This is a genomic window from Parathalassolituus penaei, assembly GCF_026626885.1.
GTDB lineage: Bacteria > Pseudomonadota > Gammaproteobacteria > Pseudomonadales > Oceanobacteraceae > Oceanobacter > Oceanobacter penaei.
On record NZ_JAPNOA010000025.1, the window covers coordinates 102,736 to 126,202 of the forward strand.

Annotated in this window: 21 protein-coding genes; 10 read left to right on the forward strand and 11 right to left on the reverse strand. The window is 56.8% G+C overall.

The genetic code is table 11. The annotated features are described in order from the left end of the window. Positions 1-244: 244 nt before the first annotated feature. The 3 genes from OUO13_RS08710 to hmpA all read left to right on the forward strand — a co-directional run bounded on the left by OUO13_RS08710 (position 245) and on the right by hmpA (position 2,871). On the forward strand, positions 245-433 hold the full coding sequence (locus OUO13_RS08710; RefSeq protein WP_283173484.1) for a hypothetical protein: 189 nt from the start codon (positions 245-247) through the stop codon (positions 431-433). After that, positions 430-1,611: an NnrS family protein gene (locus OUO13_RS08715; RefSeq protein ID WP_283173485.1), complete on the forward strand. Its 1,182-nt coding sequence runs from the start codon at positions 430-432 to the stop codon at positions 1,609-1,611. Before OUO13_RS08710 ends, OUO13_RS08715 begins: the two co-directional genes overlap by 4 nt. Positions 1,612-1,692: 81 nt before the next feature. Beyond that, positions 1,693-2,871, forward strand: coding sequence for an NO-inducible flavohemoprotein (gene hmpA / locus OUO13_RS08720; RefSeq protein WP_283173486.1), 1,179 nt, complete (start codon positions 1,693-1,695; stop codon positions 2,869-2,871). Between the two features lie 68 nt (positions 2,872-2,939). Here hmpA and OUO13_RS08725 read toward each other — a convergent pair whose 3' ends face one another. Next, positions 2,940-3,578 (reverse strand): sensor histidine kinase, encoded by a 639-nt coding sequence (locus tag OUO13_RS08725; RefSeq protein WP_283173487.1) that lies wholly within the window; start codon positions 3,576-3,578, stop codon positions 2,940-2,942. Continuing rightward, positions 3,575-5,200: a tetratricopeptide repeat-containing response regulator gene (locus OUO13_RS08730; protein WP_283173488.1), complete on the reverse strand. Its 1,626-nt coding sequence runs from the start codon at positions 5,198-5,200 to the stop codon at positions 3,575-3,577. The genes OUO13_RS08725 and OUO13_RS08730 overlap by 4 nt, the downstream gene beginning before the upstream one ends. A gap of 130 nt (positions 5,201-5,330) precedes the next feature. On the opposite strand from OUO13_RS08730, the gene OUO13_RS08735 reads away from it, so the two are divergent. Beyond that, a complete protein-coding gene (locus OUO13_RS08735; RefSeq protein WP_283173489.1) occupies positions 5,331-6,236 on the forward strand; it encodes a lysophospholipid acyltransferase family protein in 906 nt (301 codons plus the stop codon). A gap of 33 nt (positions 6,237-6,269) precedes the next feature. Here OUO13_RS08735 and OUO13_RS08740 read toward each other — a convergent pair whose 3' ends face one another. The 5 genes from OUO13_RS08740 to def are packed head-to-tail and all read right to left on the reverse strand — an operon-like array spanning position 6,270 to position 11,962. Continuing rightward, on the reverse strand, positions 6,270-7,718 hold the full coding sequence (locus OUO13_RS08740; RefSeq protein ID WP_283173490.1) for a TrkH family potassium uptake protein: 1,449 nt from the start codon (positions 7,716-7,718) through the stop codon (positions 6,270-6,272). 18 nt (positions 7,719-7,736) lie between these two features. Beyond that, on the reverse strand, positions 7,737-9,110 hold the full coding sequence (gene trkA / locus OUO13_RS08745; protein WP_283173491.1) for a Trk system potassium transporter TrkA: 1,374 nt from the start codon (positions 9,108-9,110) through the stop codon (positions 7,737-7,739). Further along, positions 9,107-10,480, reverse strand: coding sequence for a 16S rRNA (cytosine(967)-C(5))-methyltransferase RsmB (rsmB, locus tag OUO13_RS08750; RefSeq protein ID WP_283173492.1), 1,374 nt, complete (start codon positions 10,478-10,480; stop codon positions 9,107-9,109). The genes trkA and rsmB overlap by 4 nt, the downstream gene beginning before the upstream one ends. A gap of 8 nt (positions 10,481-10,488) precedes the next feature. Continuing rightward, the gene (fmt, locus tag OUO13_RS08755; protein WP_283173493.1) at positions 10,489-11,439 is read right to left on the reverse strand and encodes a methionyl-tRNA formyltransferase; all 951 of its coding nucleotides are present in this window, start codon (positions 11,437-11,439) and stop codon (positions 10,489-10,491) included. A gap of 1 nt (position 11,440) precedes the next feature. After that, positions 11,441-11,962 (reverse strand): peptide deformylase, encoded by a 522-nt coding sequence (gene def, locus OUO13_RS08760; protein WP_283173494.1) that lies wholly within the window; start codon positions 11,960-11,962, stop codon positions 11,441-11,443. A gap of 179 nt (positions 11,963-12,141) precedes the next feature. Here def and OUO13_RS08765 point away from each other — a divergent pair, with 179 nt between their 5' ends. After that, a complete protein-coding gene (locus OUO13_RS08765) occupies positions 12,142-13,206 on the forward strand; it encodes a LysM peptidoglycan-binding domain-containing protein (protein WP_283173495.1) in 1,065 nt (354 codons plus the stop codon). A gap of 98 nt (positions 13,207-13,304) precedes the next feature. Beyond that, entirely contained in the window at positions 13,305-14,393 is a 1,089-nt protein-coding gene (gene dprA, locus OUO13_RS08770; RefSeq protein WP_283173496.1) for a DNA-processing protein DprA, read from the forward strand. Positions 14,394-14,493: 100 nt separating this feature from the next. On the opposite strand, the gene OUO13_RS08775 is transcribed toward dprA, so the two are convergent. After that, a complete protein-coding gene (locus OUO13_RS08775; RefSeq protein ID WP_283173497.1) occupies positions 14,494-15,810 on the reverse strand; it encodes an NAD(P)/FAD-dependent oxidoreductase in 1,317 nt (438 codons plus the stop codon). A 670-nt stretch (positions 15,811-16,480) separates the two neighbouring features. On the opposite strand from OUO13_RS08775, the gene tsaC reads away from it, so the two are divergent. The 3 genes from tsaC to aroE are packed head-to-tail and all read left to right on the forward strand — an operon-like array spanning position 16,481 to position 18,850. Beyond that, positions 16,481-17,035 (forward strand): L-threonylcarbamoyladenylate synthase type 1 TsaC, encoded by a 555-nt coding sequence (tsaC, locus tag OUO13_RS08780; protein ID WP_346429344.1) that lies wholly within the window; start codon positions 16,481-16,483, stop codon positions 17,033-17,035. A gap of 9 nt (positions 17,036-17,044) precedes the next feature. Beyond that, positions 17,045-18,007: an oxygen-dependent coproporphyrinogen oxidase gene (hemF, locus tag OUO13_RS08785; protein WP_283173498.1), complete on the forward strand. Its 963-nt coding sequence runs from the start codon at positions 17,045-17,047 to the stop codon at positions 18,005-18,007. 21 nt (positions 18,008-18,028) lie between these two features. Further along, complete coding sequence (aroE, locus tag OUO13_RS08790; protein ID WP_283173499.1) at positions 18,029-18,850, forward strand: shikimate dehydrogenase; 822 nt, start codon at positions 18,029-18,031, stop codon at positions 18,848-18,850. A gap of 420 nt (positions 18,851-19,270) precedes the next feature. Here the strand turns inward: aroE and OUO13_RS08795 are convergent, their stop codons facing one another. Further along, entirely contained in the window at positions 19,271-20,998 is a 1,728-nt protein-coding gene (locus OUO13_RS08795) for a choice-of-anchor I family protein (RefSeq protein WP_283173500.1), read from the reverse strand. A 356-nt stretch (positions 20,999-21,354) separates the two neighbouring features. Between OUO13_RS08795 and OUO13_RS08800 the strand changes: the two genes are divergently transcribed. Then, positions 21,355-21,795, forward strand: coding sequence for a J domain-containing protein (locus tag OUO13_RS08800; RefSeq protein ID WP_283173501.1), 441 nt, complete (start codon positions 21,355-21,357; stop codon positions 21,793-21,795). Between the two features lie 88 nt (positions 21,796-21,883). Here the strand turns inward: OUO13_RS08800 and OUO13_RS08805 are convergent, their stop codons facing one another. Together OUO13_RS08805 and OUO13_RS08810 are read right to left on the reverse strand one after the other, a co-directional pair. Then, positions 21,884-22,606, reverse strand: a complete 723-nt coding sequence (locus tag OUO13_RS08805) for a YebC/PmpR family DNA-binding transcriptional regulator (RefSeq protein WP_283173502.1) — start codon at positions 22,604-22,606, stop codon at positions 21,884-21,886. An 85-nt stretch (positions 22,607-22,691) separates the two neighbouring features. After that, positions 22,692-23,447 (reverse strand): tRNA-uridine aminocarboxypropyltransferase, encoded by a 756-nt coding sequence (locus tag OUO13_RS08810; RefSeq protein ID WP_283173503.1) that lies wholly within the window; start codon positions 23,445-23,447, stop codon positions 22,692-22,694. Positions 23,448-23,467 lie beyond the last annotated feature (20 nt).

Genomic DNA, 23,467 nt, shown 5'->3' on the forward strand with positions numbered 1-23,467 from the left:
TTTTTTGACTCTTTAATAAGTAGTCATATTGACATCAAAAGTCCAGAAGATTTTTTAAGTTGTTGATTTTAATATAAAAATATTTTTGGCATGTAATTGGCTAAAGAACTTCCAGCAGATTGTTATTGCAGGAGTTCCAATCATGCCCGGTTTGTCTTTCTCTCGTTCGGCAAGTATTTACGATCCTATCGTCCCGGCATCAGCAGTGTCATGGCAGCGTCTTCTATCTTGGGGGAATCGGTTGATGGCCTTGGGGGGGCTGATGACGCTGGCGTCGGTGTGGTCTGGTTATGTGCTGGCTGACCATTTGTCGTTGCTGTTGCAGGGGCTCAGCCATGTCAGTGCCTTGTTGTGGGCCGTCCTGATCAAGTTTGGTTTTATCATGCGTTTGTCGGCCCTTAACCGGAAGCAGTTAGGGAGTTCTCAGCCATGAAGACTAGCGCCGTTTTACACCCGGATGCACCGCTCTGGGAGTTGGCTTTTCGTCCTTTATTCCTGCTTGCTGCGATTCTGGCGGTGGTTGCCATTCTGGTATGGCTGGGCTGGCTTGATGCCTTCTGGAATGGTGCCGGGCTGCGCTGGTCGCCACTGTACTGGCATGTTCATGAAATGCTGTTCGGTTTTGGTTTTACCGTAGCTGCCGGTTTTTTGCTGACGGCTGCGCAGAGCTGGACAGGCCAGCGCAGCTTGCATGGTTATGGTTTGCAGACACTGGTGCTGCTGTGGATTTTGCTAAGGATGCTGTTGTGGAGTTCGCTGCCTCTGCTGGTGTTGGTGGTGTTGCAAAGCAGCTGGTGGTTGCTGGTCATCTGCGCGATGGCGCGCATGCTGATTGTGGCACGTAGTAAACGCAACTATCTGTTTTTGCCAATTCTGGCTGTGATTGCACTGTTGCAACTGGCCTTTATCGTTCTGGCTGAGCATCAATCCGGTTTGGCATTGCATGTGGCTCGTACGGCGATACTGGTGTTCTGTCTGATCATCGGAGTGGTGGCCGGACGTGTGGTACCCATGTTTACCCGTAATGCAGTTGCCTCCGAACGAGTACAGTCAACTCCTGTTGCCGATCGTGTACTTCTCCTCTTGTCGGCGTTGGCAGCCATTTGTTATCTGCTCTCTGCGTTGTATCAAATGCCAATAAACCCGGGTTTCTCAATGATAGTGATTGCTCACATTCACTTGTACCGTCTGGGACATTGGGGTGGTTGGTACAGCCGCAATGAGGCCTTGTTATGGTCTCTGCATCTGGCTTATTTGGCGTTGGCAATTGGTCTGGCACTGACTGGTATGGCACTACTGACCGGCTGGATTGCAGTTGCTGATGCATTACATCTGCTTACGGTTGGTGCGATCGGTTTTCTGATCATGAGCATGATGGCACGGGTATCCCTCGGGCACACTGGCCGCCCGTTAAGGGCTCATCGTTTGATTCAGCTGGCGTTGTGTCTGCTGCTGTTTGCGGCAGCCGTTCGCCTGTTGCTGCCGATATTGTCGTGGCCCCAGCTGGGCTGGAATCTGTCTGGATTACTTTGGGCCACGGCATTTCTTCTGTTTCTACGGGTGTATGTCCCGATTCTGGTAGCTCCCCGTAGAGGGTTAGGCCACTCCTGACGGGTTGGGAGTGGTTAACCCACTCTTGCTCGTTTCCATATCCCTGGCAAGGGGAACACGACTGTTAAAGAGGAAACTCGCATGTTGTCACAACAGCACATTGAAATTGTCAAAAGTACCATTCCATTGCTGGAGCAGGCTGGACCTGCTCTGACTGAGCACTTTTACAAGCGTATGTTCAGCCACAATCCGGAGTTGTTAAACGTATTTAACCGCGCCAATCAGCGTTCTGGACGTCAGGCACTGGCCCTGTTCGAGGCGGTTGCTGCCTGGGCTCGTTATCTGGATACACCAGAGGTGCTGGTGGATGCTGTGGAACGTATCGCTAATAAACACGCGAGCCTGGATATCCAGCCGCATCAATACGCAATTGTTGGTGGGCATTTGCTGGCAACCCTTAGGGAGTTGGCTGCCGAACAATTTACCAGTGAAGTTGAAGCCGCATGGACGGCTGCCTACGATCTGCTTGCTGATATTCTGATTCGTCGTGAAGAGGCGATTTACCAGCAAAATGAGCAACAAAATGGTGGCTGGCGTGGTCGTCGTCGTTTCCGTCTGCTGGCTCGGGAGACAGAGTCTGCCTTGGTGAGCAGCCTGTGGCTTACACCGGTTGATGGTGGTGTCTTGCCTACTTACCAGCCCGGTCAATATCTGGGGTTGGAGCTGCAACCGGAGCCGCATGGATATCGTGCTATGCGCCAGTATTCACTGTCGACTTGCTGGCAGCCGGATCGTTACCGGATTTCGGTAAAGCGTGAAGCGCATGGGCTGGTGTCTGGTTATTTACATGATGTTCTGCAGATTGGTGATGAACTGGATGTGCTTGCTCCAGTGGGAGACTTCGTGAAGCCGGTTGGTCAGGCGCCGCTGGTGTTGATTTCGGCTGGTGTTGGGGTGACACCGCTAATGGCCATGCTGGAATCGGAGGCGTCTGAAAACAACGGTCGTCAGCTGTGGTGGCTGCATGCCTGTGCCAATGCCGGGCAACACAGCTTTCGCGAGCGAGTGGAGCAGCTGGCCGGTGAATTGCCGTTACAGACTGTTTGTTGGTACGAGGAGGCTGAATCTGGTTCTGCACAACAGCGAGCTGGGCGCATGAATCTGAGCCTTATGGCTGGCGATTTGCCATTACTGGATGGTGAATTCTGTCTCTGCGGGCCTGTTGCATTTATGCAGGTCATTCATCAGGAACTGATTCAGTTGGGTGTTGATGCAGGACGTATTCATTATGAGGTTTTTGGTCCGCATGCCCGTATGTAATGGTTATAACACCAACAAAAACGGCGCTGTAAATAGCGCCGTTTCCGTTGTTCTTGTCTGATGAGTGCTCAGAGCACTGGCAGGAACAGGCAGACTTCAGCACCACCTTTTGGCAGGTTGCTGCAGCGCACCTTGCCAGCGGTGTCGGAGCTGGAGTGGTGTTCGGCAATCTGGCGGATCAGATACAGGCCGAGGCCGCTGCCACCGTTTTTGGTGGTGATCTGTTCGCCGTTGAGCACGCTCTGGTCAAAACCGTGGCCGTTGTCTTCGAGACGAATGGTCAGGCCGTTGTCTTGTACGGCGCTCAGGCGAATGCGGGTGGCACCGGCCTGGGCACTGTTGGTGATGAGGGTGACCAGCGCCAGATGGATCAGGTCTTCGCTGTAAAACGCCTGGATCTCTTCGGGAATATCGTTCACAAAACGGATATTCGGAAACTGCAGCTGAGTCGATTCAATGGCATCCAGTGCCGTGTCGTGTGGCCAGGCGTCGTCCATCGGGAAGTCGCGCTCTTTTTCCATGCGGAACAGGGTCATCATCTGCATGGTGTCGTTCTGCAGGCGATTGGTGTTCTGCAAAATCGGCTTGAGCAGGTCGTGGTACTGTTCGGGTATGTGCGACAGGGCTTCCTGTTCGCAGGCCAGTAAGGTTTGCAGCTGGTTTTTGAGGTCGTGAATAACGGCCCCGACCATGTATTCAAATTTCATTGGGCTGCCTCCTGAAGCAACCGGGTAAAACTGGCGCGCAATCGATGGTAACGATCGTAACGCTCGTCTGTGCTGGCAATGGCTCCAATACGCTGGAACAGCGGGCGACATTGCACGATAAGACTCTGGCGAAGCTGTGGATCACACTGCTTGCCCTGGGCAATGCTGACTCGTACCTGAATGGCGTTGAGCAGCACACTGATACCGGCTTCCTGATGGGAGATGGCATCATCAAACGCTCTCATGGCGGCGAACAGGTCGCCAGCCTCATACAGACTTACCCCGCGAGCATTGGTTTCATCACTGTGCTGGCGGATGACGGCTTCATCCAGTTCCTGCATCAGCTGATCCCGCTCGTCGATGGCCTCCATGGCTTGCAGCAGTTCCTTGGCCTTGACGTGATTACCAGACTGCACCAGCGCTGCTGAGAGCGCAATGGTGTCACCGGCGGCCGGGTGTTCCATCTTGTGGTAAAGCTGTTCGGCCATCAGCAGAGCGTGTCTGGCCTTGTCAGGCTGGGCACAACTCTTGAATAAACGGCCTTGCGCCAGCCAGCTGCGCAGCTGGATAGCGGGTTGTTGACTGAAGTCGTTGAGGACCTCATTGAGAGCGCGCGCCACTTTATCGCTCAAACGTTTGTATGTCACCCGATCTGACTCAATCAGCTGATTGGCGGCATCGGCAAAGCGAAAATAGGATTCGGCGTTTTTGTAACAGGAATGACGACCGAGCCGCACCACCTGTTCCCAGGCATTGGCGGCCACTTCCCAGTTCTGCTGACGATCCGCCAGTTGGCCCAGTTCACTCTGACGTAACACGGCCTTGGGAGAAATAGAGGCGGCTTTTTGTAACAACTGCAGGGCGTAATCGGCGTCGCCCATACTCAGATAAATACGTGCCATCCAGTCGTAACACTGCACGTAGCGGGGATGGCTGCGCAGAATATCCTTGAGCAGGGCAATTGCACTTAACGAGTCACCGAGATGATGCAGGCAAATGGCTTGCCCAAGGCGCGCCCACGACACCTTGTGTTCGTTGAGCAGGCTGGAATAAACCCGGATGGCGTTGTTGTACTCCTCCTTGTGCATGTACAGGGGGCCAAGAATGCGGGTAATCGGCCCCAGCATACGTGGCATTTCGAGCAGCAGGCTGTTGGCCAGTTCGATGGCCTTGTCCTGCTGGCGGCGATTCATGGCCTGATACAGCGGCGACAGCTGGCGCCGGATTTCGAAAATCCGCCACAGGCGTTGTCCTAACATACCCATGGTGATGGGTTTGGTGAGATAGGCATCGGGTTCGTATTCGAGGGCGCCCATCACCATATCGGCGGCGTTTTCACCGGTGATCATGACAAACACCGAGTCGTAGCGCAGGCGGCCGCTGTAACGGGCTTCTTCCAGTACCTGCTGGCCGTCACGGCCTTTGCCGAGGTTGTAGTCGGACAGGATCAGGTCGTAGTCATTATTGCGGATCAGCTCGGTGGCCTGATCACCATCCATGGCGGTATCAATCCGTTTGGCACCGAGTTCGGTGGCCATCCGTTTGATCGAGCTACGAGCTTCCACCATGTCATCAATGACCAGCAGGCGCAGGTTATCCAGTGACGGTTTTGATGGAGGCATTGGCAACATTCCCGGATGAATTCCGAAAGTGTAGCAAAGCTGTTTACCCGACAATGGCGCATAGCACTCTTGTCAGGCTCGGCGTAGGCCGTACACTGCGAGGCTTTCAGGTTATGGTGAGGATAGGGTTGTGACACAACTGTCCGGATGGCTGATGATCGCCGTTATTCGAATGCTGGGCATGATCCCGCTGGGGCAGGCCCAGGCCATTGGTCGGCTGCTGGGGCGTTACCTGTATGCACGCCGTACCCGCGCCCGTGAAGTGGCCCGGGTCAATCTGGCGGCGGTGTATCCCGACAAGACTGAACCGGAACGTGAAGCCCTGCTGCGTACTACTTTGCTGCATAACGGTATGGCTGGTGCCGAGATGGGAACCTTCTGGGGCCGTAGCAATGACGAGCTGCTGGGTCTGGTGCGTCAGGTACATAACGTTGAGCTGTTTCAGGCCGCGCTGGCCGATACCCGTGGTTTGCTGGTGATGGCGCCCCATATCGGTAACTGGGAATTGCTGAACACCTACGTGGCGGCGCATTGTGAAATTGCCATCATGTACAAACCGGCACGTAACCCGGTATTCAGTGAGTGGATGAAAAAACGTCGTGAGAACTCCGGGGCGGTGATGGTACCAACCACTCCGACCGGTGTTCGTACCCTGTTCAAGACCCTGCAAAAAGGCGGCAACGCCGGTTTTCTGCCAGATCAGGAGCCGGAGGAACGCAGTGGTTTGCTGGTGCCGTTTATGGGAATGCCGGCGTTAACCGCCCGTATGCCGTTTGAACTGTTCCAGCGTACCGGCGCGCGCGCGATTATTGCCGCCTGTATTCGTCGTCCGGATGCTGATGGTTTTGATCTGCATTTTATGGAGCCAGACGCACGCCTGTACTCCGACGATGCCGAAGTGGCCTGTACTGAACTGAACCGTTGTGTGGAACGGGTAGTGGCACTGGCACCTGAGCAGTACCAGTGGACCTACAAACGCTTCAAGCGTCAGGGCGAAGGCAAGCCGAACCCGTACAAGGCGGCCGGAGTGCCATAAAAATATGGGTGGTCGGGCGGTTTCTGGCGCGTATCAGGCGCGCCAGAAGGCCGGGCTGATCAGTACCAGCAGGGTAAAAATCTCCAGTCGCCCGAGCAACATGGTGAACGACAGAATCCACTTGGCGGCATCACCAATATCACCGTAGTGAGTGGCCACTGCACCGAGACCCGGACCGAGGTTGTTGAGGCAGGCACCAACCGCTGAAAACGCCGTGACGTGATCAATACCGGTGGCCAGCAACAGCAGCATCATCACCATATAGGTCATGATGTAGAGCGCAAAAAATCCCCATACCGCTTCCAGCACCCGTTCATTCACCGCCTGCCGTCCGACCTTCACCGGAATCACAGCATTGGGGTGAATCAGGCGTTTGATCTCGCGATAGCCCTGGCGAAAAATCAGCAGGATACGAATGGCTTTCATGCCACCTCCCGTGGAACCGGCACAGCCTCCCACAAACGCCATCATGAATAACAGCACCGGCAGGAAAATCGGCCATGATGAGAAGTCGGCGGTGCCAAAACCTGTGGTGGTGGCCACCGATACCACTTCAAAAATACCGTAGCGGATGGAGTCGCTGAGGTCGTAGGTTTCGGTCAGCCACAACGCTGGAATGGTCAGGAAAATCCCGCCAAAAATCACAAAGAAGAAAAACTTCACTTCGGAATCGCGCAGGTAATGGCTGATGGAGTGATAACGCCAGGCGAAGAAGTGCAGGGCAAAGTTGATCGACGAGATCAGCATAAAAAACACGGCAATCATCTCTATCACCGGGCTGTCGAAATAGCCGAGAGATGCATCATGGGTGGAGAATCCACCAATCGCCACGGTGGCAAAACTGTGGCCAACCGCATCAAACAGGGTCATCCCTGCCGCCCAGTAACCAAGGGCACAGAGGATGGTCAGGATCATGTAGATGTACCACAGCGCCTTGGCGGTTTCGGTGATTCGCGGCGTCAGTTTCGAGTCTTTCAGCGGCCCTGGAATCTCGGCGCGGAACAGCTGCATACCGCCAATCCCCAGCATCGGCAGAATCGCTACCGCCAGCACAATCAACCCCATACCGCCCAGCCACTGCAGCTGCTGGCGATACCAGAGAATACTCTGCGGCAGGTCATCAAGGCCGGTCATGATGGTGGCACCGGTGGTGGTCCAGCCGGACAGGGATTCAAAAAAGGCGTCGGTGAAACTCAGGCCGGGGCTTTGCGCCAGCATAAACGGGAATGACCCCGACAGTGCCAGCACCAGCCAGAACAGCACGGTGATGACAAAACCGTCACGGGTACGCAGGTCGTTATGAACGTTGTAGACCGGCGCCCAGCACATAAAACCGAGACCAAAGGTGGCCAGCAGAGCGGTTGTGAACGCCACGATGGCTCCGTCCTGGTAATACCAGGACACCATTATGGGGGGCAGCATGGTGAGGCTGAAGAGCATCAGAAAGATACCCAGCACCCTCGAAATAACTGAAAAATTCATTAACGCGAACGTCCCTGATCAGAAGAAGCCGAGACCTACCTGGAACAGACGCTCCACATCGGCAATGTGACGTTTGTCCATCACGAACAGGATCACGTGGTCATCCGATTCCACGACCACATCCGAGGTTGCCATGATCACGGTTTCACCTCGCACGATGGCACCAATGGTGGTGCCAGGTGGCAGGCGGATTTCACGGATGGAACGGCCGACTACCTTGGAGGAGTTCTTGTCACCGTGGGCGATGGCTTCGATGGCCTCGGCCGCGCCACGGCGCAGTGAGTGAACATTAACTACGTCGCCACGGCGCACGTGAGTGAGCAGGCTGCCGATGGTGGCCTGTTGTGGCGAAATCGCCACGTCGATGGTGCCACCCTGAACCAGATCCACGTAAGCGGCCTTGTTGATCAGGGTCATCACCTTGCGGGCACCCAGACGTTTGGCCAGCAGCGACGACATGATGTTGACCTCGTCGTCGTTGGTGAGGGCGCAGAACACGTCGGTGCTTTCGATGTTTTCTTCTTCCAGCAACGCCTTGTCGGTTGCGCTGCCGAGCAGCACCACGGCGCGGTTGAGGTTTTCACTCAGATAACGGGCACGCAGTTTGTTGTGCTCGAGAATCTTGATGTTGTATTCCTTCTCCAGCGTCTTGGCGAGGCGATAACCAATGTTACCGCCACCGGCGATCATGATGCGTTTGTAGGAATCTTCGGTGCGGCGCAGCTCGGCCATTACCAGGCTGATGTGCTCCTTGGCGGCGACAAAGAACACTTCGTCATCGGCTTCAATAACGGTATCACCGGTAGGCTCAATGGCCTTGCCACGACGGAATACCGCGGCCACGCGGCTGTCGACATCGGGCAAGTGGTGTTTGAGCTGGTTGATGGCCTGACCCACCAGTGGGCCGCCGTAGTAGGCTTTTACCGCCACCAGCTGCACACGTTCATCGGCGAAGTCGAGTACCTGCAGGGCACCCGGGTATTCCAGCAAGCGGCGGATGTAGTTAGTAACCACTTGCTCCGGGGAAATCAGCACGTCGATCGGAAAGGCATCATTACGGAACAGCTCGGGCTGTTTCAGATAGAAGTTGGAGCGAATACGGCTGATCTTGGTGGGGGTGCGGAACAGGGTATAAGCGACCTGGCACGCCACCATGTTGGTTTCGTCGGAGTTGGTCACCGCCACCAGCATGTCGGCATCGTCGGCTCCGGCATCGCGCAGTACCTGCGGGTAGGAACCGTGACCGGAAACGGTCTTGATGTCGATACGGTCCTGCAGTTCGCGTAGACGTACCTGGTCGGTGTCGACCACGGTGATGTCGTTGTGTTCTACCGCGAGGTTTTCGGCCAGTGTGCCGCCTACCTGGCCAGCTCCGAGAATAATGATTTTCATACAGGCTGTTCTCCGGGAACAACGTTATCTGCTGCCGACTTCACCAGCAGGGCATAAAAGAATCCATCCGGCCCGGCCAATGTCGGGAACAGTTGTCGCCCGGCATTACAGGACCATCCCCAGGGCTTGTCCAGTGATATTAAGGTCGCATCATTATGCCGATTCAGGAATGCCCCGATCTGTTCACTGTTCTCTTGTGGCAGAACCGAGCAGGTGGCGTACAGCAGGCGGCCGCCCGGTTTCAGCAGCGACCAGTTACTGTCGAGAATATGTGCCTGAATGGCCTGCAGCTGGTCGATGTCTTCACGGCGACGCAGCATCTTGATGTCCGGATGGCGGCGGATTACGCCGGTCGCTGAGCATGGTGCATCCAGCAGGATGGCGTCAAAGGCCTCGCCGTTCCACCAGCGGGATGGTTCTGCCGCATCGTCGCATACCACGGTGGCACTCAGTCCCAGACGGGCGAGGTTCTCGTGAATACGCGGTACCCGGCTTTCTTCCAGTTCAACCGCGGTCAGATCAATGTCAGCGGATTCCAGCAGGTGGCAGCTTTTGCCGCCCGGTGCGGCACAGGCATCGAGAATGCGTTCCCCGGCCTGGGGTGCCAGCAGTTCGGCGGCGAGCTGGGCGGCTTCGTCCTGCACGCTGACAGCACCGTCGGCGAATCCGGGCAGGCTGGTGACGTCACAGCCTTGCTCCAGATAAATACTGTGGCGGGTGAATTCACCGGCGCGGGCTTCAATCCCGGCTTGCGTCAGCAGCTGCAGGTATTGCTCGCGGCTGTAACGGCGCTGGTTAACCCGCAGGCACAGCGGTGCGCGCTCGTTGTTGGCAGCCAGAATGGTATTCGCCTGTTCGCCCCAGGCCTTGTCGAGCAGCTTCACCAGCCATTTCGGGTGGCTGGTGGCGGTGACCGGGTTGTCAGCCAGACTTTCCACCAGGCTGTCCCGCTCACGCAGGAAGCGGCGCAGGCAGGCGTTGATGACCGCCCGCGCCTGCCCCTGACGCAGATCGTCGCAGGCGCTCACCGTGGCATGCACCGCCGCGTGCTCGGCGCGATTCTGGCCATCCAGCTGGTAGAGGCCAACAATCAGCAGGGCGTGTAACACCTCGGCGCTGTCGGCAAAGGGTTTGCTCAACAGCATCTTGGCAATGGCGTTGAGGCGCTGGTAATAACGGCAGCTGCCGAGCAGCAGGTCACGCAGGAAACCCCGGTCTTCTGGCCGCACGGCACGATCGAGCAGCGGCAGTACCTGATTCAGGGAGTGACCGTGCATAACCTGCAGCAGGCCTGCGGCGGCCAGCGCCCGTGGATTGTCAGTGGCTGGCAAACGCCAGTCGTGGGTCTGCTCGGCAGAAGACGGTTTCAATCAGGACCTCAGTGCTGTGATGACAGCAGATAGTTGGGCTGGAACAGATGGGGTTGGCCATTAATGACATCGGCAACCTGCATGGCTTTTTTACCGGCCAGCTGGATCTGTTGCAGACGCAGCACACCATCACCACAGGCAACGTCGATGCCTTGCGGGCTGACGGCGACAATGGTGCCGGGCAGGGCGCGGCTGTGCTCATCACTGATAGTAGCGTTCAGAACCCGGACACGCTCATCACCCAGCAGGGTGTAGGCCACCGGGAACGGGTTAAAGGCACGAATGCGACGTTCCAGCACCGCGGCGTCGTCAGCCCAGTTGATCAGGGCTTCTTCCTTGCTGAGCTTGTGAGCGTAGTTAGCCAAGGCATCGTTCTGGACTTCCGGCTGCAGTTGGCCCGCTTCCAGCTGTTTCAGAGTGTCGAGCAGGGCGGCCGGGCCCATGCTGGCCAGACGGTCGTGCAGAGTGCCGCCGTTGTCGTCGGCCATGATGCCGGTGGTGACCTTGCTCAGCATGTCACCGGTATCCAGACCAGCATTCATCTGCATGATGGTAATACCGGTAACCTTGTCACCGGCTTCGATACAGCGCTGGATCGGCGCTGCACCACGCCAGCGTGGCAGCAACGAGCCATGCACGTTCAGACAGCCAAATTTTGGCGTGTCCAGCACCCGCTGCGGCAGGATCAGGCCGTAGGCCACCACAATCATGACGTCAGCGTTGAGGCTGGCGAGGGTGGCAACATCCTCGTCATTGCGGAAATTCAGTGGCTGGAATACTGGCAGATTATGAGCCAGTGCCACTTCCTTGACCGGGCTGGCCTGCAGTTTTTTGCCACGATTGGCCGGGCGATCCGGCTGGCTGTAAACGCCCACAATCTCGTGTTCGCTGTTAACCAGCGCCTGCAGGTGAATGGCCGCGAACTCGGGAGTTCCGGCAAAGACGATTCTCAGCGCCATATCAGCGTTTACCCCCACGGGCTTCCGCCTTGTGTTTTTTCTCGAGCTTGTCCTTGATACGGTTGCGCTTCAGCGGCGAAATGTAATCCACCATCAGCTTGCCGTTCAGGTGATCAACCTCGTGCTGGATACACACCGCCAGCAGGCCGGTGCATTCCATTTCGAAGGCGTTACCATCCTTGTCGATGGCTTTTACCAGGCAGTGCTCAATGCGGGTTACGTCTTCGTAGAAGCCCGGAACCGACAGGCAACCTTCCTGCATGGTCTGCTCTTCCCCAGGCAAGACCTGGATCTCAGGATTGATAAAGACCAGCGGTTCAGACTTGTCTTCACTGACATCAATGGTAATGATGCGCTCATGGATGTTGACCTGCGTGGCCGCCAGGCCGATGCCCGGAGCCTTGTACATGGTTTCAAACATGTCAGCGAGGATGGCGCGAACGCGATCGTCAACAACGGTGACCGGCGCGGCGACAGTGCGCAGGCGTTGGTCGGGATATTCCAGAATTTCCAGTATGGCCATAGATCTGCTGTGCTTATAGAACTTGTGGGTGGTGGCTTGCTAAACTTGCCGCGTTCTGACCTTGCATGCCGGTCGCCGGTAAAGCGCCTGTTACGTTGTCACAGACGCGGGCGCGAGCGCAGTCGCCACGGTTGTTGATTAGTATCCGGTTATTGCCGGAATAATAAAGGGAATACAGGATGAGCAAAACCATCAAGCGTTTGCTGGCAGTCATGCTGGTCGGTTTGACCAGTCAGGTCTCGGCTCTTGAGCTGCTGCCAAACGCTCCACAGGAATACGTGGTGGTACCGGGAGATACCCTCTGGGACATTTCTGAACGATTCACCAACGATCCGTGGAAATGGCCGGAAATCTGGCACCAGAACACCCAGATCGAAAACCCGCACCTGATTTTCCCGGGCGACCGTATTGGTCTGATCAACGTGAACGGCGAGACCCGTGTGGGTGTGCTGGAGCGTGGAGATTCCAGCCGTACCGTCAAACTGACCCCGGGTGGCGACAAAAACCGCCTGCAGCCAACGGCTCGTGTTGAGCCGATTGAGTCCGCTATTCCGGCTATTCCGGCAGAATCTATCCGTGGTTATCTGAAAGAACACCGCGTGGTACGTGAAGAAGATCTGGTCAATGCTCCCCGTATTATCGCGGGTGAAGATAACCACGTTGTATTGGGGGCCGGTTCCAACGCCTATGCACGTGGCAACTTTAACCAGCAAAATATAGAAGCGTTTAGTATCTACCGTCGTGGTCAGGTCTATCGTGATCCGGAAACCGGCGAAGTGCTGGGGCTTGAGGCGCTGGGCATTGGTCTGGCCCGTCAGATTGGAGTGCAGGGTGACATTGCTACTGTAGAACTGGATCGCACCAGTGAACAGGTTCGTATTGGTGACGTACTGCTGCCAACCGAAGACCGTACCCTGGTAACCCGATTCTTCCCGAAAGCGCCGGAACGTGATGTGCACGGCCAGATCCTGGCGGTATCCGGTGGTGTCTCCCAGGTTGGCCAGTACAACGTGGTGGTTCTGAACCGCGGTGAGCGTGATGGCCTGGCGGTTGGTGACGTGCTGCTGGTGAAAAAAGCCGGTGCCGTGGTGGTTGACCGTGTGCAGGGCGACAAGGTGCGTCTGCCGGAAGAACGTGCGGGCAGCATGATGGTGTTCCGTACCTTCGACAAGATGTCCTATGCGCTGATCATGAAAGCCACCCGTCCACTGCGTGTGGGTGATACCTTCTCTTCTCCGGATTGATTCGGATTGGCGGGTGAGCCTGTTGTGTTCACCCTGCCTCTACCTGTGGGGCCAGCTATTCGGCCCCTCGCTACCCCAATAGCAACAGGAGTCTGCTCATGGATGAGCGTACCCAATCTCTTTACCGCGCCTGGTGGCGTCTGGCCCGATTGCCTGGTGTTGGTACGGTCACACTGAGCGAGTTACGCCAGAATCTTCAATCTCCTTACGATTTGCCCGATCAGGGTGTGGATTTGCTGGCCGCTGCTGGCCTGAATCCGGCTGCCTGTGAACGCTGGCTGCACGATGCGTCACTGGACCAGGGCTTTGATGTGCTCTTGAACTGGTGCCTGCAACCCGGTCAGGGAGTGCTGCTGGCTGGTATGGATCATTACCCGGAAGCACTGGCCGCTCTCAGCGATGCACCCACCTTCCTGTACTGGCGTGGCCAGTTGGCACTGCTGGATATGCCTTGTGTGGCGATTGTCGGCAGCCGTAACCCGACGCCTTATGCCCGTGACTGGGCGTTCCAGTGTGGCCGTGATCTGGCTGCTGCTGGCGTATGTGTAGTCAGTGGGCTGGCGCTGGGCATTGACGGTGCGGCGCACGAAGGAGCGTTGAGCACCGGTACAACCATTGCGGTGCTGGGATGTGGGGCTGATGTGGCGTACCCGAAACGCCATAACAATCTGATGCAACGGATTGCTCATCAGGGTTTGTTGTTGTCTGAATTTGCACCGGGTACCCAGCCGTTGGCGGCGCATTTTCCGGCGCGTAACCGCATTGTCAGTGGTCTTTGTCAGGCCGTTGTGGTGGCCGAGGCTGCCGTCAAATCGGGATCACTGATCACCGCCCGGCTGGCGGCCAGCCAGGGCCGCGATGTCATGGCCTTGCCTGGTGCGGTGACCAACCCGCTCAGTCATGGCTGTCATCAGCTGATTCGCGACGGTGCCTTGCTGGTACAAAACGCTTCAGAGGTGCTGGAAGGGGTGGGGATTTTCCAGCTCAGTGTCACCCATGCGCCAGACAGTGTGGTTTGTATGCCGGTACCAGAACTGGTGACCCTGGTAGATTATCAGGGCACCAGTGTTGATGTGCTGGCGATCCGTTCCGGACTGGCGATTGCCCAGTTGTTGCCGCGTCTGATGGAGTACGAACTGGATGGCTGGCTGCAGAAACAGGCCGGTGGTTATCGGCGTTTGCGCTGAGTCGATGCCTGTATCCTGCCTCAGAAAATTCGCATAAAAAAACCGGCTGCGCCGGTTTTTTTATGCTTCGCTGTAGGTGAACAGGCGCGATCGGCCTGAATCAGTGGAGTTTCATTTTCGGTTTTACCGCCTTGCTCAGCCAGTCGGCGGCGACAATCAGAGCGCCACGGACCTTGCCGTGAATCGCCAGCTGGTGCATGCGATACAGCGAGATGTAGAACAGGCGAGCCATATTGCCTTCCACAAACATCGACTTGCGGGTCAGGTTGCCCATCAGAGTGCCGACCGCGCTGTAGCTGCTGAGGCTCACCAGCGAGCCGTGGTCATGATACTCAAAGCCCTTGAGTGGCTTGCCGTTACGCAGGTTCATGATGTTGGCGTAGACGTTGCTGGCCATCTGGTGGGCAGACTGGGCGCGTGGTGGTACCTGACGGCCATCGGCACCGGTGAAGGCGGCGCAGTCGCCAATGATCCACAAATCCTTGATCACATAACCTTCCGGGCTGGTGGCCTGCAGGTAATCGTTGACGCGAATCTGGTTGCTGCGGGTCAGGTCGAGGCCCTTGATGTTGCGCACCACGTCGGGCGCTTTGACACCGGCCGCCCAGACCATCAGGTCGGCATCAATACGTTCGCCTTCCTTGGTTTGCAGACCTTTTTCATCGGCGGCTACGACGGCAACCGAGGTACGGATATTCACACCCAGTTCCCGCAACTCATGGCTGACGGTAGTGGAAATACGCTCTGGCAGTGCTGGCAGTACCCGTGGGCCCGCTTCGATCAGATTCACTTCCAGCTGACGCTGCGACATACCGGCCATGCCGTATACCGTCAGCAGTTCGGTCACCTTGTAGAGTTCAGCGGACAGCTCCACACCGGTAGCGCCAGCGCCAACAATGGCAATACGCAGACGCTCGCCAGAATGGTCCTGGTGAATCTCGGTGAAACGATCAATCAGGGTGGTGTGGAAACGTTCAGCTTGCTTGAGTGAGTCGAGCATAAAGCAGTGCTGCTGGATGCCCGGAACGCCGAAGTCGTTGCTGATCGAGCCAATGCCCAGAATCAGCTGATCGTATTCCACCACGCGGGTAGAACGTGGTGAGTCCGGATTGGAGTTGTGGCGTGAGGCAAGGGTAATCGTCTTGTTGACCACGTCCACGTCCATGAGCTGCCCCAGCTCAAACTGGTAGCCGTGACGGGCGCCATGGGCAAAGTAGGAAACGCTCTGAGTGCCGGTATCGAGGGTGCCACTGGCCACTTCGTGCAACAGTGGTTTCCAGATATGAGTGCGGTTACGGTCGATCAGCTTGATGCTGGCCTTGCCCTTGCGGCCCAGCTTGTGGCCCAGACAGGTCGCCAGCTCCAGACCGCCGGCACCGCCGCCGACAATCACGATACGTTGCTGGTCTTTGCTCATGAGGGGGTCACTCCTGTCAGTATTATAAATTCGGTTCGACGGCCGTGCTGTAAAGGGTCTGACGCACTCGTAGTGATCCGGTCGTGACGGACCTGAAAACAGTGTGGCAAGGGAATTGTAAATACTCGAATAGCCGTCAGCGGATCCTGCCGGGTTGTCCGGTATAGCCACAAGACAGGAATGGATGGTTATCAGCATACCTGCCTGTGCAGCGATACCAGGCTAATCCGGTTGTTATCCAATCTGCTTTTTCTGACGGCGAAGCATAAACAAATTCCGGTCTGACCAATAATTCAATTTCCTTGCGGACGTATCAAAAGGCCTGCAACGGCTGGCACGATCAAGACGTTGTCCGTAGCGAGCAATAGCGGCCAGCAGTTCTACGTTTGTCGTTGTTTTACGGCGCTGGCCAGCAGAAGGAAATTGTTAATCAGAACAGCGTTGCGGCAAAAATATGGGCACAAAGTAGTAAGTGGCATATCTGATGACGGCGCTGGTGTTTTTTTTGGCCATTCAGGGGCTTCAGAAAGACGTCTCGGCTTGGTGCTTGTGCCATAACTGCTCATCAGTATCCGCATCACCGGCTGGGGCGGCCGCTTGTTATGCACCGAGTGATGGGGTAGGGTGCGCAAAATCGCTATTTGCAAATCGTTATCAGGAAGCACCCAGATTGTTACCTATCAACTCCTGGCATCTGACCCAGGCGGTGAACTGTGTTCGCGCCGGTGGTGTCCTTGCGTATCCAACCGAGGCCGTTTGGGGGCTGGGTTGTGACCCTGCCAATGAAGCCGCGATCCAGCGGATTCTCGATCTGAAAGCTCGCCCATGGCAAAAGGGCCTGGTGCTGGTGGCGGCATCGCTGCAGCAGCTGGAGCCCTGGTTGTTACCACTGTCAGAAGCCGATGAAGCGACCGTTCAGGCCACCTGGCCGGGGCCGGTTTCGTGGGTGCTGCCGTGCCGTGAGTCGGTGACCCCACTGCTGCGTGGCACCCATACCTCGCTGGCGGTACGGATTCCGGATCATCCGCTGGTGCGGGCCCTGTGTGAACAGGTCGGGCCGCTGGTATCAACCTCTGCCAATCCGGCTGGCCGTGAACCGGCACGTACCTCCCTGCGGGTGCGTCAATATTTCGGAACGGCGCTTGATGGTATCCTCCCGGGCCAGCTCGGAGGGCGCAAAAACCCTTCAGAAATTCGCACGCTCAGCGGTGAGCGCTTACGTTAAGGAGTCATGATGACTGGTCAGTCCCGCTGCGATGTGGCAGCCGTAAAGGCATACCTGCTGGATCTGCAGGATCGTATCTGTGCTGCTCTGGAAGCCGAAGATGGCAGTGCCTGTTTTGCTGAAGACAGCTGGGAACGCGAACAACCGGAAGGCCCGCTGGGCCTGATGGGTGGTGGTCGTACCCGGGTGATTGCCAGCGGCGCGGTGATTGAAAAAGGCGGCGTTAACTTTTCCCATGTAAAAGGCGATGCCCTGCCTGCTTCTGCCACGGCATCCCGTCCGGAACTGGCTGGTCGCAGTTTTCAGGCCATGGGGGTGTCGCTGGTGATTCACCCGCACAACCCGTACGTACCAACTTCCCACGCTAACGTCCGTCTGTTTGTGGCGGAAAAAGAAGGTGAAGAACCGGTATGGTGGTTTGGTGGTGGCTTCGACCTGACTCCGTTTTACCCGTTTGAAGAAGACGTGGTGCATTGGCACCAGACCGCCAAGGATCTGTGTGAGCCGTTCGGCGCTGAGACTTTCCCGCGTTACAAAAAATGGTGTGACGAGTACTTCTTCCTGAAACACCGGGGTGAAAGCCGTGGTGTGGGTGGCTTGTTCTTCGATGACCTCAACCGCTGGCCGGATGCTCCGGATGTGGGTGCTGATTTCGACCGCAGCTTTGCATTTATGCAGGCCGTGGGTAACGGTTATATCGACGCGTATGTGCCGATTGTGGCGGCGCGCAAGGCCCATGAATACGGCGAACGCGAGCGCAAGTTCCAGTGTTACCGTCGCGGCCGTTATGTCGAGTTCAACCTGGTGTTCGACCGTGGCACCATTTTTGGTCTGCAGACCGGTGGTCGCACCGAATCCATCCTGATGTCATTGCCGCCGGTGGTGCACTGGGATTATGACTGGCAGCCGGAAGCTGGCTCGCCGGAAGAACGTTTGTACAAGGATTTTCTGCCACACCGCGAGTGGGTGTAAGCAGGTTTATAGGAGCGCAATATGACCGATCGTTACGCAGTCGTCGGCAACCCTGTCGGCCATAGCAAGTCCCCGCGTATTCACACCGCGTTTGCCCAGCAAACCGGTGAGGATATTCTCTACACGGCCATTCTGGTGCCACTGGGCCAGTTTGATGAGGAAGCCCGCAAGTTTTTCAGCTCGGGGGGCAAGGGACTGAACGTGACGGTGCCATTCAAGGAAGATGCGTTCCGTTTTGCGGATGAACACACTGAACGCGCTCAGCGCGCCGGTGCGGTGAATACCCTGAAACGCCTGGAAGACGGCCGTATTCTGGCCGACAACACCGATGGTGCCGGTATGGTCGGAGACCTGCTGGATCATGGTGTCACCATGGCTGGCAAACGCATTCTGGTGCTGGGGGCTGGTGGTGCCGTGCGTGGCATCCTGCAACCACTGCTGGGTCAACAGCCAGCGCAGGTGGTGCTGGCCAACCGCACCGTCGCCCGTGCCGAAGAACTGGCTCGTCTGTTTGCCGATGTGGCAACGCTGGACGTGTGTGCGTTTGAAGACGTCAGCGGTGAGTTTGATCTGATCATCAACGGCACTTCGGCCAGTCTGGGTGGTGATCTGCCACCGATTCCGGCCAGCTGTGTGGCGGCTCATACCGTCTGTTACGACATGATGTACGGTGCTGGTCTGACGGTGTTTAACCAGTGGGCGCAGGATCAGGGTGCCGCCCGTGTGATTGATGGTCTGGGGATGCTGGTGGGCCAGGCGGCAGAGTCATTCCTGCTGTGGCGTGGTGTGCGTCCGGAAGCCCAGACCGTGCTGAACAGCCTGCGCAACGATCGTCGCAGCTGATTTTCCTTGCAGTAACTTTCTAAAAAAACTCCTCAGCTTAATGCCGATCGGTTAAGTCCCGATCGGCATTGCTCAGTCTCGTCAGAGAGCTGCCCAACTGGCGCAGCTTGTTAATTGTCGACGCTGCTTGCCCTCGTGGGGGACCTTGTCCCCCGGCCGGGCGGGCCTCCCCCTGCTTAGCCCGACTGGGCTCGTATCTCCGGTATTCCCCCGACAACGGCGTTTCGACCCCGGCCCGATGGCACATCCCTGTGCCAACGGGCCTAGCGGGGCATCCATGCCCCGGCCGGGTCGGCCGTTGCGGTGAATCCCGGCTCGCCCAGATGGGCAATTAACGGAGGCCAGCTACGCTGGGCAAAAGCGGCGATCAGCCGCTTTCCCGTTAGCCGCTTTTCGTCTGGCAGGGGTCTCGCGCCTGAATCAGTTACCAAAACCCAGACGGTAAACACTGGTGGTACCACTCACTTCGTTACCCACGGCAATAAAGTGCTCGCCGTTGGTGCTGAAGTAATCAATGGATTCAGGGCCCAGGTCACCGGCGGCGCTGTTGTAGGTGCCGTTGCTGCATTCACCGTCTTCGTTCACTTCTGTGCAGACTGGCTGGCTGAAATCACGGTTGTTGAGCATGCTCTGGAATACCGGTGCCGTCGGGTCGGTTACTTCGTACACCAGCACACCACTCTGACGCTCCAGACCCACAAACGCGAAGGTACGGTTGCCAATGGTGGCAGCTTCGATGGCTTCCGGTTCGGTACCTTTGTCATCCGAACGGCTGTCAGCGGAGTCGTTACTCTCGTGGTCGGAGTTGAAGTGATCCGGATCGGCGGCGTAGACACGCTGAGCGATATCATCACCGCTATCGAACACCAATTCGGCAGAGCTGTTCCAGATCGAGAAGGAACGGGCACCGAAGGCATACAGGGTGTCGGTGGCGGCGATGCTGTCGCGGTCATCCACAAACTTCAGACGCTTGAGCTGGTTGTTATCGTTGAGTGCGGCTTTCAGCGGGTGGGCAGCATCCACCTTGTCATACAGATCACCACCACGCGCCTCGTCGAGGTAATCACCGTATTCACGGCCGTCACCTTCGTTGGCGGACAGGATGTAGGTGGCACCGTTCACTTCAAAGCTGGCCAGGGTGTCTGGCATGTACAGACCGGCCAGTTGTTCGTAGCTGGCGAATTCACCAGGGCCCGCATCCTTGTTGGAAGCATCCAGCTGGTTGCCGGAAGCGCTGTTCCAGGATTTTTCGCCCAGCGCCTTGATAGCGCTGACGCTGGCGTTTTTCACGTCAATGATGGCGATAGCGTTGTTTTCCTGCAGCGATACCCAGGCGGTTTTACCGTCCTTGCTGAGGGTCATGTATTCCGGTTCGAGATCCTGCGCCACTGTGGTACCGGCCGGGCCGGTAATACGTACGGCGGCTGGCAGTTCGCTGGCACGGCTGGCACCAGTGTTGAAGTCGGTGAAACCAACCTGATGTACCACGGCCTTGTCGGCAGCAAAACCGGCGCTGATATCAACGATGGTCACGGAACCCTGAGGGTCTACGCTGTAATCGCTGGAAGGCTCACCTTCGTTGGCGCTGAGGATGTATTGACCATCGGCCGACAGGGTCACCATGTCTGGCAGCGAACCGGCGCTGTAAGTACCCAGCAGTTCGAGGGTGTCAGAACGGTAAAGAGCGATCAGACCCGCATCCTGCTTGTTGGCGGCTTCAATGGCCACGGCAACCAGACCCTGTTTGGCAGACACGCTGTTGGCGGCGCCAATCTCGATACCGGCGGCTTCGGAAGCGGTGTTGAGGTTGATGGTGCCGGTATGGGATGGCACTCCGCTGCTGGACAGGCTCAACACGTCGACGGTGGCTTGCTGGGCATTCACAACGTACAGCTTGCCGGAGCAGCTGTCGTAACTGACGATTTCCGCCGCACCGCTGGCGAATTCACTGTCGGACGCATAGGTGCCGACCAGTTCCATACTCAGGGTGCCGGTTGGGGTGCTGGTGGCGGCTGTGGATGCCTGGCAGCTGATCCCCAGCGCTTCGATGGCGCTGGTTTTGTCGTTGTTGTCGTCACCACCACAGGCTGCAAGGGTGGAGGTAATGGCGATGGTCAGCAGGGACTGACGGAACAGAGCCGGAGACATGAGAAACTTCCTGTTGGGAAATGAGAATTTCTCCATACTGGCTATGCAAAATGACAAAATAATGACGTTTTGTTACGTGATGTTACGTGTTGAGTTGGTATTACAACAAATAACGGAGTGCCAACGATGGCACACAAAGCTGGCAGAACATCTTTTTGCCAATTTTGCGATTACTTGAGGGAGTGTGTCGTAAAAGTCATGTTGTTCGAAAAGCAGATTGTACGACTAAGCTGTCATGTCTGTTTTTTAATCAATAAAATAGCTCTGTCGCTGGATACACAACGTAACGATTGATTACATAATAATCAACAACCTCCACAACGCCCGACGGCCACTACTTCAGGAGCTGTTTTGCCATGAACCTGCAACCACATCTTGCTGTATTGGGACTGGATGCCGATGCCAGCCGCCAGCAAGTTCGGGAGCGTTACCGCAAGCTGGTGATGTTCTATCACCCGGATCGTAATCCCGCCGGTATTGAGCAGTTCCGGGCCATTCGTCAGGCGTATGAATTCCTGCTGGCCGCAGGTATTCCGGATCGCGAGGAAGAAGCCGTTGAGCGCGCCCATGCGCAGGCAGCGTCCCTGTCCGGGGTACAGCAGCAAGCCACTCAATCAACGCCAGAATCGCAGCAAGAACAGCAGCAGGCCAAACCTGAGGCAGAACCTGCGGGCAACCTGTATCAGCTTAACTCTGAGCGTCGTCGTAACCGCCGTCGTGGCACTCCCGGCGATCGTCGTTTTGAATTTATTATGGAAGACCAGTACAAGGGCACCCAGGTGCGTATTCTGGTCTGAGAGCTGTCTTCTGACGCGATAAAAATCCATAAAAAAAGCCGGCATCAGCCGGCTCTTTTTATGGGTACCGTTAAAGGTACAACTACACTCAGCCTTCGAATTCGCCGTTGTGGAAGATCTGCTGTACGTCTTCCAGGTCGTTGATCAGACCGGCAAAACGTTCGAACTGCGCAACGTCATCACCGCTGATCGGGTGTGGCATCTGTGGCAGGTAGGTGATTTCTTCCATTTCAAAATCAATGTCGGCTTTCCAGTCGGTCAGCGCAGTTTTGGTTTTGAAGAATTCGGTAGGCGGAACCAGCACGGTCACCATGCCGTCTTCACATTCGATGTCGGTTACATCCACATCGGCTTCCAGCAGCACTTCCATCGCTTCATCTTCGGTTTCACCGGCGAACACAAACATGGCGCGGTGATCGAACATGTGGGAGACAGAACCCTGGGTGCCCAGCTTGGCCTTGCACTTGGAGAACACACCACGGATTTCACCGAAGGTGCGGTTCGGGTTGTCGGTCAGGGCGCTGATCAGCACCATGGCGCCGCCAGGACCAATACCTTCATACAGAGCTGCCTGGTAGTCTTCGCCTACGCCGCCCTTGGCCTTGTCGATAGCCTTTTCGATAACGTGGCTTGGAACCTGGTCCTTCTTGGCGCGATCGATGATGCTGCGCAGGGACAGGTTGCCACTTGGGTCTACACCGCCAGCCTTGGCGACCATGTAGATTTCACGGCCGTACCGGGAGTAGACCTTGGTTTTTGCCGCGGCCGTTTTGGCCATGGATTCTTTACGGTTTTGATACGCTCTGCCCATGGTTCACTGTCTTGTATGCAAAAAGTGGAGTGAAAAAACAGCAGAATTGTACCCCTCAGGGCGCTTAAAGTCTTGCGCTGTGGGGTTATTCGCTATCGTCGTCGCTGTTTGTAGCACCCTGACCATGCAACCAGGGTTTGCCTGCCAGATATCTGACCTTGAACAGCTCAAAATACTGCGCCAGCACATCGGCGCGTTCTGGGTCGCCCAGCAACCGCAAAATATCGACCGTCACTTCCGCCGTCCCCAGCTGGTGCGGGTGATACGACTCTCGCAGGCGGTAATCACGCTCGGCTACCGGCTCAATCCCCAGCACCGGCAGCTGATTCAGCCAGGTACTGCGGAACATCTTGCGCGCCTCGCGCCAGGTTCCATCCAGAATCACCATCAGCGGAATACGACGCTCGCCACTGGCTTGTGGGGTATCGAGATACGCCTGCAGGCGTTCCGGGCTATTCAGCTGGCGCTCGGCTTCAGCGTACTGGAACGGAAACACAATCACCGGAGCGTAGGCCGGGTTCGCCAGTAATGCCAGCAACTCGGCCTGTGGTTCGGTACGGTGCCAGCGATAGGCATGGTTATCGGTCAGAATATCCGCCACCAGACGCCCGCTGTTGCTCGGTTTGAACACCTCGCCATGGAAATACAGCAGGCACACCGCCACCTGACCCGCCGGTGCCGGGCGTTCATTGCAGATACATTGCGCCGGTGTCAGCAGACATTCCTGGCAACGCTGAACACGACCACCACGGGCCAGAAATTCGCGGCGGGATTCGGCTTTTTCAGCCGCCCGCAAACGGGTAACGGAGTTGTCGAGCATGATGGCGTGGTGTCGCAGCAAAGGGGCGCGGATTATCCAAC

Excerpts from the sequence above, each read along its gene's own strand:
- hemF (WP_283173498.1), top strand. The coding sequence starts at position 17,045 with ATGACTGGTCAGTCCCGCTGCGATGTGGCAGCCGTAAAGGCATACCTG.
- dprA (WP_283173496.1), top strand. The coding sequence starts at position 13,305 with ATGGATGAGCGTACCCAATCTCTTTACCGCGCCTGGTGGCGTCTGGCC.
- OUO13_RS08710 (WP_283173484.1), top strand. The coding sequence starts at position 245 with ATGGCCTTGGGGGGGCTGATGACGCTGGCGTCGGTGTGGTCTGGTTAT.
- OUO13_RS08715 (WP_283173485.1), top strand. The coding sequence starts at position 430 with ATGAAGACTAGCGCCGTTTTACACCCGGATGCACCGCTCTGGGAGTTG.
- OUO13_RS08765 (WP_283173495.1), top strand. The coding sequence starts at position 12,142 with ATGAGCAAAACCATCAAGCGTTTGCTGGCAGTCATGCTGGTCGGTTTG.
- aroE (WP_283173499.1), top strand. The coding sequence starts at position 18,029 with ATGACCGATCGTTACGCAGTCGTCGGCAACCCTGTCGGCCATAGCAAG.
- OUO13_RS08795 (WP_283173500.1), bottom strand. The coding sequence starts at position 20,998 with ATGTCTCCGGCTCTGTTCCGTCAGTCCCTGCTGACCATCGCCATTACC.
- OUO13_RS08730 (WP_283173488.1), bottom strand. The coding sequence starts at position 5,200 with ATGCCTCCATCAAAACCGTCACTGGATAACCTGCGCCTGCTGGTCATT.
- OUO13_RS08775 (WP_283173497.1), bottom strand. The coding sequence starts at position 15,810 with ATGAGCAAAGACCAGCAACGTATCGTGATTGTCGGCGGCGGTGCCGGC.
- def (WP_283173494.1), bottom strand. The coding sequence starts at position 11,962 with ATGGCCATACTGGAAATTCTGGAATATCCCGACCAACGCCTGCGCACT.
- OUO13_RS08805 (WP_283173502.1), bottom strand. The coding sequence starts at position 22,606 with ATGGGCAGAGCGTATCAAAACCGTAAAGAATCCATGGCCAAAACGGCC.
- fmt (WP_283173493.1), bottom strand. The coding sequence starts at position 11,439 with ATGGCGCTGAGAATCGTCTTTGCCGGAACTCCCGAGTTCGCGGCCATT.
- OUO13_RS08740 (WP_283173490.1), bottom strand. The coding sequence starts at position 7,718 with ATGAATTTTTCAGTTATTTCGAGGGTGCTGGGTATCTTTCTGATGCTC.
- OUO13_RS08800 (WP_283173501.1), top strand. The coding sequence starts at position 21,355 with ATGAACCTGCAACCACATCTTGCTGTATTGGGACTGGATGCCGATGCC.
- hmpA (WP_283173486.1), top strand. The coding sequence starts at position 1,693 with ATGTTGTCACAACAGCACATTGAAATTGTCAAAAGTACCATTCCATTG.
- OUO13_RS08725 (WP_283173487.1), bottom strand. The coding sequence starts at position 3,578 with ATGAAATTTGAATACATGGTCGGGGCCGTTATTCACGACCTCAAAAAC.
- trkA (WP_283173491.1), bottom strand. The coding sequence starts at position 9,110 with ATGAAAATCATTATTCTCGGAGCTGGCCAGGTAGGCGGCACACTGGCC.